12 protein-coding genes are annotated in these 8,763 nt (G+C 71.4%); 7 read left to right on the plus strand and 5 right to left on the minus strand.

All coding sequences use genetic code 11. The annotated features are described in order from the left end of the window. Both phnE and CQZ88_RS29125 read left to right on the plus strand, forming a co-directional pair. A partial coding sequence (phnE, locus tag CQZ88_RS29120; protein ID WP_258008878.1) for a phosphonate ABC transporter, permease protein PhnE occupies window positions 1-1,536 on the plus strand: 1,536 nt, incomplete at its 5' end. Next, window positions 1,512-2,525, plus strand: a complete 1,014-nt coding sequence (locus tag CQZ88_RS29125; RefSeq protein WP_102800649.1) for a zinc-binding dehydrogenase — start codon at window positions 1,512-1,514, stop codon at window positions 2,523-2,525. The genes phnE and CQZ88_RS29125, both read left to right, overlap by 25 nt. A gap of 31 nt (window positions 2,526-2,556) precedes the next feature. On the opposite strand, the gene CQZ88_RS29130 is transcribed toward CQZ88_RS29125, so the two are convergent. From CQZ88_RS29130 to rpmB, 5 genes are all read right to left on the minus strand, one after another. Continuing rightward, entirely contained in the window at window positions 2,557-3,450 is an 894-nt protein-coding gene (locus CQZ88_RS29130) for a DUF559 domain-containing protein (RefSeq protein WP_006944986.1), read from the minus strand. 193 nt (window positions 3,451-3,643) lie between these two features. Then, window positions 3,644-3,904: a 30S ribosomal protein S18 gene (gene rpsR, locus CQZ88_RS29135; protein ID WP_006944985.1), complete on the minus strand. Its 261-nt coding sequence runs from the start codon at window positions 3,902-3,904 to the stop codon at window positions 3,644-3,646. Between the two features lie 10 nt (window positions 3,905-3,914). Further along, the gene (gene rpsN / locus CQZ88_RS29140; protein ID WP_006944984.1) at window positions 3,915-4,220 is read right to left on the minus strand and encodes a 30S ribosomal protein S14; all 306 of its coding nucleotides are present in this window, start codon (window positions 4,218-4,220) and stop codon (window positions 3,915-3,917) included. 3 nt (window positions 4,221-4,223) lie between these two features. Then, a complete protein-coding gene (rpmG, locus tag CQZ88_RS29145; RefSeq protein WP_003937781.1) occupies window positions 4,224-4,388 on the minus strand; it encodes a 50S ribosomal protein L33 in 165 nt (54 codons plus the stop codon). Continuing rightward, entirely contained in the window at window positions 4,388-4,624 is a 237-nt protein-coding gene (gene rpmB / locus CQZ88_RS29150) for a 50S ribosomal protein L28 (RefSeq protein ID WP_006944981.1), read from the minus strand. Before rpmB ends, rpmG begins: the two co-directional genes overlap by 1 nt. Before the next feature lie 117 nt (window positions 4,625-4,741). Between rpmB and mrf the strand changes: the two genes are divergently transcribed. The 5 genes from mrf to CQZ88_RS29175 all read left to right on the plus strand — a co-directional run bounded on the left by mrf (window position 4,742) and on the right by CQZ88_RS29175 (window position 8,629). Continuing rightward, window positions 4,742-5,956: a ribosome hibernation factor-recruiting GTPase MRF gene (mrf, locus tag CQZ88_RS29155; protein ID WP_102800650.1), complete on the plus strand. Its 1,215-nt coding sequence runs from the start codon at window positions 4,742-4,744 to the stop codon at window positions 5,954-5,956. Continuing rightward, window positions 5,953-6,207 (plus strand): type B 50S ribosomal protein L31, encoded by a 255-nt coding sequence (locus CQZ88_RS29160; RefSeq protein ID WP_006944978.1) that lies wholly within the window; start codon window positions 5,953-5,955, stop codon window positions 6,205-6,207. The genes mrf and CQZ88_RS29160 overlap by 4 nt, the downstream gene beginning before the upstream one ends. Window positions 6,208-6,237: 30 nt before the next feature. After that, window positions 6,238-6,411, plus strand: coding sequence for a 50S ribosomal protein L32 (gene rpmF / locus CQZ88_RS29165; protein ID WP_006944977.1), 174 nt, complete (start codon window positions 6,238-6,240; stop codon window positions 6,409-6,411). A gap of 101 nt (window positions 6,412-6,512) precedes the next feature. Continuing rightward, window positions 6,513-7,202 (plus strand): response regulator transcription factor, encoded by a 690-nt coding sequence (locus CQZ88_RS29170; RefSeq protein ID WP_006944976.1) that lies wholly within the window; start codon window positions 6,513-6,515, stop codon window positions 7,200-7,202. Window positions 7,203-7,240: 38 nt separating this feature from the next. After that, a complete protein-coding gene (locus tag CQZ88_RS29175; RefSeq protein WP_202916546.1) occupies window positions 7,241-8,629 on the plus strand; it encodes a HAMP domain-containing sensor histidine kinase in 1,389 nt (462 codons plus the stop codon). Window positions 8,630-8,763: the final 134 nt, after the last annotated feature.

The following is an 8,763-nucleotide window of genomic DNA, read 5'->3' on the forward strand; positions in this document are numbered from 1 at the left end:
CGCCGCCGGCGTCTGCTGGGAACGTGCGCGGCTGTCGCGCTCCTCGTCGTCCTGGTCTCCGCCCGCTACATCGACTTCGCCCCCGCGGCACTGCTCGACGGGCTCGACGACGTCGCCGGCCTGCTCGGCCGCATGTTTCCACCCACCCTCGACGATCCGGGCCGGATCTGGAAACTCGCCCTCGACACGCTGCTGATGGCGGTGCTCGGGACGGTGCTCGCGACCGTCGCGTCGGTGCCGCTGGCCTTCCTGGCCGCCCGCAACACCACCCCGCACCCCGCCGTGTACACGGTGGCGCGCGCGGTGATCACCTTCTGCCGGGCGGTGCCGGACCTGCTGTTCGCGGTGCTGTTCGTCCGCGCCCTCGGCATCGGTGTCCTGCCCGGCGTGCTCGCGCTCGCGCTGCATTCCATCGGCATGCTCGGCAAGCTGTTCGCCGACGCCGTCGAGCAGACCGATCCCGGACCACGGGAGGCGGTACGCAGCACGGGTGCCGGCTATGTCCGCGAGATGCTCAATGCCGTGGTGCCCCAGGTGGTTCCGTCCTGGATGGGTACCTTCGTCTACCGAATCGACATCAACCTGCGCACCTCCGTCGTGCTCGGTTTCGTCGGTGCCGGCGGCATCGGGTTCGCGCTCCAGGACGCCCTGCGCGGCCTGGTGTATCCGCGCGCGTTGGGCATCGTGTGCGTGATCCTCGCGATCATCGCCGCGATGGAGGTGCTCGCGGTCGTCGTCCGGCGGGTTCTGCTGGCACCCTCCGTTCCGGATCCGCGCCGGGAAAGAGCCGCGCGACTCATCTTCTCCGGCACGGTCGCCGCCGCCACGATCGGTGCACTGATCAGCCTGCGTATCGACCCGCGTGCGCTGGTCACGTGGATCGGTCCGTCACTCGAGGTGTTCACCCGGCTGCTCCCGCCGGACTTCACCGCCGTCGGCGGCAGGCTGCTCGACGCCGTCCTGCAAACCTTCGCGATCGGTGCGGTCGCCACGGCCGCCGGGATCGTGCTCTCCCTGCCGTTCGGGATACTCGCCGCCCGCAACGTGTCCCCGAACTCGGCTGTGTATTGGTCGGCTCGCTCGGTGATCCTGTTCGTCCGCGCGGTGCCCGAGCTGATCCTCGCGGTGATCTTCGTCGCCGCGATCGGCCTCGGTCCCGTCGCGGGGGCGTGCGCACTCGCTCTCGGATCCGTGGGATTCCTCGGCAAACTCGTGGCGGACGCCGTCGAGGAGATCGATCCCGGGCCGGTCGAGGCGGTGCGGGCCGTCGGCGGGGGCTGGTGGAAGACGTTGTTCGCGGCGGTGATTCCGCAGGCGGTGCCGTCCGTCATCGGCTCGAGCCTCTACCTGCTCGACGTCAACATTCGCACCTCGACGGTGCTCGGCATCGTCGGCGCCGGCGGCGTCGGCTTCCTGCTGTTCGAGGCGATCCGCACCCTGAACTTCGAGTTCGCCGGAGCGATCGTGATCATCGTGTTCGCCGTCGTCTACCTGATCGAAAGGATGTCGGGATGGATCCGGTCGCTGGTGGTCTGACGCGCGCGGCCGTGTGGACCGGCGACGGCGTCGACGTGCGCGACGTCCCCGTCCCGCGGCTCGGTGACGGGGAACTGCTGGTGCGTGTCCGGCTCGCAACCGTGTGCGGCAGCGACCTGCACACCGTCGCCGGACGGCGGCCCGGGCCGCGGCCGTCGGTGCTGGGGCACGAAGCCGTCGGTGACGTCGTCGCGGCCGGTCCCGGTGCCGGGACCGTCGTCGGCGCGCGCGTCGTGTGGACTGTCACGGCCTCGTGCGGCGCGTGCGACAGGTGCGTGTCCGGGCGGACCGCCAAGTGCCGGGCCGTGCGCAAGGTGGGGCACGAACCGTTCGACGGCGACTGGGCGTTGTCGGGCGGCTACGCCCACCACATCGTGCTGCCGGCCGGGGTGGGCGTGGTCCGGGTGCCGGACTCGGTGCCGGACGTCGTCGCGGCCCCGGCGGCATGTGCGACGGCGACGGCGGTCGCCGCTGTCGAGGCGGCCGGTGACGTCGCCGGACGGCGGGTGCTGGTGTGCGGCGCCGGCCTGCTCGGGGTCACCGCGATCGCGCTGTGCGCGGCGGCCGGTGCCGATGTGCGCGTCGCCGACCCGGATGCGGAACGGATAGCGGTGGCCGAGCGGTTCGGGGCCCTCGGCGACGAGGGCGGCCCCGTCGACGTCGCGCTCGACTTCTCGGGATCCGTCGCGGCGGTGGGGGAGTGCCTGCGCCGGCTCGACGTCGGGGGCCGCCTCGTGCTGGCCGGGTCCGTGACGCCGGGCCCTTCGGTGCCCCTCGACCCCGAGGCCGTCGTGCGGGGGTGGCTCACCGTCACCGGAGTCCACAACTACGAGCCCGCCCACCTCCGTCGTGCCGTGGCGTTCCTGACCCGCACGGCCGGTACTTACCCGTGGGACGAACTCGTCGCCGAACCGGTCCGGCTGGACGATCTCGCGGACGCCCTGCGTCGGCCCGCCGCGCCCGCCCTGCGCGCGTCCGTCGCCCCGTGAGCGCGCACTTCTCGTGACGACACGCCGTGACTCAGCGCGAATTGTGCGCACTCGGCGGTCGGACGGAAGCGCCTGCCGCTCGAAGCCGCATCCGCACGCGCTCCACGACCGATCCAGGGCGCAGGCGCAGTTGTTCGGAGTTGACGCGGACCACGGACCAGCCCAGCGCCGCGAATGCCTCGTATCGTTCGATGTCCTTGGTGCGCTGTCGCTCGTCCGTCCAGTGATGGATGCCGTCGTACTCGACGAGGGTGCGCCATTGCTTCCAGCCCAGGTCGGCCCACCCGAGGACGCGTCCGTCCACGCCGGCGACCGGGACCTGGGTGCTGGGGCGGGGTAGGCCGCCACGCACGAGAAGCAGCCGTACCCGCGTCTCCGGGAGCGACTCGGCTCCGGGGTCGACCAGTGGGAGCGCCTGCCTCAGCCGCCGCACGCCGCGGGCGCCGCTGTGCCGATCGGCCAGTTCGGCGACATGCGCAGGGTCCAAGCGGGTGGCACGGCACAGCGCGTCGAGCTGTTCGACCGCGGTATCCAGGACGAGACGACGGCCGAGATCGAACGCGGTCCGGGCCGGAGACGTCACCCGCATGTCTGCCAGCGTGCACACTTCGTCGTCGAGGATCGTCTCGGCGTGCACGACGACCCCGTCCGTACCCCGGCGGCTACCGCGTCGGATCAGTTCGGCGGGCGCGGTCGCGTCGATCCATCGGCTGCCGAACAGGGCAGCGGCCGAGTAGCCGGCCAGCACGCCGTCGCCTCCCGCCCAGAGCCATGCGGCCCGTGCGCGGCCGTACGGTGTGACGGCCGCGTCCCGGTGGATGTACACGTCCCGGTGTACGCGCCGGAATCGCCGAAGTTGGTGCGGCGTGAGAAGGCCCGCCCGTACGGCCTGCGTCCCCAGGAACGGTTCGTCGAATTCCCCCATGATCGCCGAGGATGCCCGGTGACCGTGCGGGAGGGAACCGCGGTCGCGACGGCCTGTGGACAACTCGCGCGAGTGTGCACATCTCGGGACGACACACCGTGAGCCAGCGCGAATTGTGCACACTCGACGGTCCACAGATACGACGAGGGCCGCGCGGGCACGTGCCCGCGCGACCCTCGTCGCGAGTGGAGCTCTACTTGCTGGTGGTGGTGAAGGGCAGCAGCGCCATCTCGCGGGCGTTCTTGACCGCGACGGCGACCTGCCGCTGCTGCTGCGGGGTCAGGCCGGTCACGCGACGGCTGCGGATCTTGCCGCGATCGGAGATGAACGTGCGGAGCAGGTTCACGTCCTTGTAGTCGACGTACTCGATCTTCGCCGCGAACAGCGGGTTCTTCTTGGGCTTGCGGCCTTCCACGGCACGCGACTTCTTCGACGGGCCCCTCTTGACTGCCATGACTCGCTCCTCACCAGCTCGACTTGTGGACGCCGGGCAGCTCGCCGCGGTGCGCGAGTTCCCTCACGCGCACGCGTGAGAGCCCGAACTTCCGCAGGTGGCCGCGCGGACGTCCATCCGCAGCGTCTCGATTGCGCAATCGTACCGGACTGGCGTCGCGCGGCAGACGCTGCAGGGCGGTCCGGGCGGCGAGGCGTTCCGCGTCGGTGCTCGACGGGCGCCGCACGATCTCCTTCAGTTCCGCGCGACGTGCGGCGTAGCGGGCGACGACGAGCTTGCGCTGCTCGTTGCGGGCGATCTTCGATTTCTTGGCCATGGCCTACTTTTCCTCGCGGAAGTCGATGTGGCGGCGCAGCACGGGATCGTATTTGCGCAGGACCAGCCGGTCGGGATCGTTGCGCCGGTTCTTGCGGGTGACGTAGGTGTACCCGGTGCCGCCGGTGGAGCGGAGCTTGACGATGGGTCGGATCTCGTTGCGGGCCACTAGAGCTTTTCTCCTCGGGCGCGGAGGCGGGCGACGACGGCTTCGATGCCGTCGCGGTCGATGGTCTTGATGCCCTTGGCGGAGAGCGTCAGGGTGACCCGGCGTCCCTCGGAGGGCAGGTAGTAGGTCTTGCGCTGGATGTTCGGGTCCCAGCGGCGGTTGCTGCGGACGTGCGAATGGGAGACGGATTTCCCGAAGCCGGGCTTGCGTCCGGTCACCTGGCAGTGCGCCGACACGGCGGGCTCCCTTCTGTCGGCGCCCCGAGGGCGTAACGACAATCGTTTTCGACAAATGGCCCGAGCGACTGTACGCTCCCTTCGAGCTAATGACAATCGTTACCGAAAGGGGTTCCGGTGGACACCAGAACGCCGCTGATCGTCGTCTCGGGCCGGGGCGGACCCACCGAACGCACCGCGCGGGCCCTGCTGCGTCCGGGAACCGTCGTCGTGCACCACGACCTCGACCACGTCGGTGAGGGGGTCGTGCGCCTCACCCTCACCACCGTGCACGACGACCGCCTCGACGTGCTCGAACTGGCCCACGGCTGCGTCTCCTGCACCCTCCGCGAGGATCTGCTCCCGCTGCTGCGGCGCCTGCACGCCCGCAGCAACGTCGACCGCATCGTCCTGCTCCTCGACCCGCGGCTCGAACCCGAGGCGCTGTGCTGGGCCGTCGAGCACGTCGTCGTCTCCGGCGTGGTCGGGCAGATCGACGGACCCGCCGCCCACGACGTGCGGATCGAGGCCACCGTCACCTGCATCGACGCCGCCACCTGGCTCACCGACGCCACCGGCGACGAGGAACTCGACGACGACCGCACCGTCGCCCAGGTCGTCGTCGGCCAGGTCGAGTTCGCCGACGCCCTCGTCGTCCGGCCCGGAGCCGACGGCTGGCAGCAGGCGAAGCTGCACGCGGTGCTCTCGCGGCTCGCGCCCGACGCACCCCTGGCGTGGGGCGAGGACGTCGACGTCGAACACCTGCTCCGGCAGATCCCGCCCGGCGCGCGGCGCGGGACGGTGTCCGACGCGCACTCTCCGCTGCTGCGCGGTCAACCACCGCTCGGCGAGGACTGCGGCGTGCGGCTGCTCGAGTTCGGTGCCCGCCGGCCCTTCCACCCGCAGCGCCTGCACGAGGCGATCGACGTCCTCCTCGACGGCGTGGTCCGCGCCCGCGGCCGGGCCTGGGTCGCGACGCAACCGGACAACGCGCTGCTGATCGAGTCCGCCGGTGAGGGCCTGCGCGTCGCCCACGCCGGGCCGTGGCTCGCCGCGATGACTCCCGAGCAACAGCAACGCGTCTCCGGCGAACGGCGGGCCATGGCGGCACTGCGCTGGGACGACACCCACGGGGACCGCGACACCTCGATGGTGATCCTCACCCACGACGCGGACCCCGACGAGATCCACCGCGCCCTGGAGTGGGCACTGCTCACCGACGAGGAGTTCGCCGACCCGGCGGCCTGGCCGACGTGGGACGACCCGTTCGGCGAGTACCACGAAGAACCGTGCGACGACCTGCCGGCACCCACCGCCGGCACCGCACCGACAGAAGGAGAAGGACGAGCATGAAGCCCGGCATCCACCCCGACTACCACCCCGTGGTGTTCCAGGACGCCAACACCGGATCGGCGTTCCTGACCCGCTCCACCGTCACCGCCGACCGCACGGTCGAATGGTCCGACGGCAACACCTACCCGCTGATCGTCGTGGACGTCACCAGCGAATCCCACCCCTTCTGGACGGGAACTGCCCGCGTGCTCGACGCCGCCGGCCGGGTCGAGAAGTTCGAACGCAAGTACGGCAAGCGCCGCCGGCCCTGACCCCCACCCGGACACCCGAGGAGAACCACCATGGCAGTACCCAAGCGCCGGATGTCCCGGTCCAACACTCGCAGCCGCCGCTCGCAGTGGCACGCGCAGGTCCCGGCCCTGGTGCCGGTCACCGTCGCCGGTGTCACGCACCACGTCCCGCGACGGCTCGTGAAGGCCGTGCGGCTCGGGGTGATCGACCCGAACGAGGTGTGACGACCCGCGAGGGGGAACCGCGGCGCCGGGCGGGTCCCCCTCGCCGGACACGCCGCCGCCCTCTCAGACACCTCTCAGCGGTCGGGTCCACACTGGAGGCCATGCGCATTCTGGTGGTCGACGACGACCGGGCGGTGCGGGAGTCCCTGCGCCGATCACTGAGCTTCAACGGATACACCGTCGAACTCGCCACGGACGGGCAGGACGCCCTCGAACAGGTCGCGGCCGAGCGGCCCGACGCGATGGTCCTCGACGTGATGATGCCGCGGGTCGACGGCCTCGAGGTGTGCCGCCGACTCCGCAGCACCGGCGACGACCTGCCCATCCTCGTCCTGACCGCCCGTGACTCCGTCTCCGAGCGCGTCGCCGGCCTGGACGCCGGTGCCGACGACTACCTCCCCAAGCCGTTCGCGCTCGAGGAACTGCTCGCCCGGCTTCGCGCGCTGCTCCGCCGCGCCTCGCCCGACCCGGCCACCGAGTCGGAGGAGACGCTGCGTTTCGCGGACCTGACGCTGAACCCCTCCACCCGCGAGGTCACCCGCGGCACCCGGTCGATCAGCCTCACCCGCACCGAGTTCGCGCTCATGGAAATGCTCATGGCGAACCCCCGCCGGGTCCTCAGCCGCAGCCGCATCCTCGAGGAGGTGTGGGGCTACGACTTCCCCACCTCCGGCAACGCCCTCGAGGTGTACGTGGGCTACCTGCGCCGCAAGACCGAGGCCGACGGGGAGCCGCGCCTGATCCACACGGTGCGCGGCGTCGGCTACGTCCTGCGGGAAACCCCGCCGTGACCCGGCTCGACGGCGCCGACCCGGATTCGAAGCGCCCCATGCGCCCCCCGCTGCTGCTGACCCGGTCGGTGCCGCTGCGCCGGCGTGTCACGTTGCTGGCCGCCGGCGCGGTGGCGATCGCCGTCGCGGTGACCTCCATCGCGGCGTACGCGGTGGTGGCCCGCGCCCTCTACGCCGACGTCGACAAGCAGTTGCGGGCGCGGGCTGCCGCGCTCGTCGAGAGCAGCACCCTGATCACCTACGACCCCCGCTACATCGGTGGCGCCCAGCTCTACAGCTCCGACATCAGCGTGGCGCTCATCTACTCCAACCTGGGGCAGTACGTGCCGCCCGGGTCGTCCGTCCCGATCGGCGGCGCCGAACTCGCCGTCGCGAAGGGCGAACGGGAGTCGTCGCTGCGCACCGTCGGCCATCAGCGGGTGCTCGCGCAGCGCATCCCCGACGGCAGCACCATCGTCATCGCCCAGCGCCTGCAGCCGACGGCGGACATCCTCAAACGGCTCGCGAGCGTGCTGTTCGTCGTCGGAGGGTGCGGCGTGGTGCTCGCCGCCGCTGCCGGCGCGACGGTGGGACGCACCGGTCTGCGCCCCGTCGCGCGCCTCACCGCGGCGGCCGAGCGGGTCGCCCGTACCGACGACCTGCGGCCGATCCGCGTGACCGGGCACGACGAGCTGGCCCGGCTCACCGAGAGCTTCAACACGATGCTGCGCGCCCTCGCCGAGTCGCGGGAGCGGCAGAGCCGGCTTGTCGCCGACGCCGGCCACGAGCTGCGCACCCCGCTGACGTCGCTGCGCACGAACATGGAGCTGCTCATCGCGGCGAGCCGGCCCGACGCGCCGAACCTGCCCGAGGAGGACATGGCGGAGCTGCGCGCCGACGTGGTGGCGCAGATCGAGGAGCTGTCCACCCTGGTGGGCGACCTCGTCGACCTCGCCCGCGAGGACGCCCCCGAGACGGTGTTCGAACCCGTCGACATCTCGGAGGTCGTCGAGCGCAGCCTCGAACGCGCCCGGCGCCGCCGCTCCGACATCGACTTCACGGCGCACACGGAACCGTGGTTCGTCTACGGCGACCACGCCGCGCTCTCCCGGGCGGTGCTCAACGTCCTCGACAACGCTGCCAAGTGGAGTCCCGCCGACGCCGAGGTGCTGGTGTCGATGCGCCAGCTCGGCACCGGCCTGATGGAGCTGACCGTCGACGACGCCGGGCCCGGCATCCCCGAGGAGGACCGCGAGCTGGTGTTCGAGCGGTTCTACCGCTCCACCGCGTCGAGGTCGATGCCCGGATCCGGCCTCGGCCTCGCGATCGTGCGGCAGGTGGTGATGAAGCACGGCGGCACCATCGCGGTCGACATCTCGTCGCGTGGGGGTGCCCTCGTCCGGATCGTGCTGCCCGGCACCCCGCAGCTCGAACACCCGGCGGATTGACAGGAAAATCGCCGTCGGATCTAAGCGGACTCTCAGCCGCCGCGGGCATGCTGGAAGCCGAACGACGAGCCGCCGACCCGGCGGCCGTGTAGACCGAAAGCGATGAGATGAGCGAGGACCCCACACCGGGTGGC

The organism is Rhodococcus sp. ENV425 (genome assembly GCF_002887785.1).
Classification (GTDB): domain Bacteria; phylum Actinomycetota; class Actinomycetes; order Mycobacteriales; family Mycobacteriaceae; genus Rhodococcus; species Rhodococcus aetherivorans.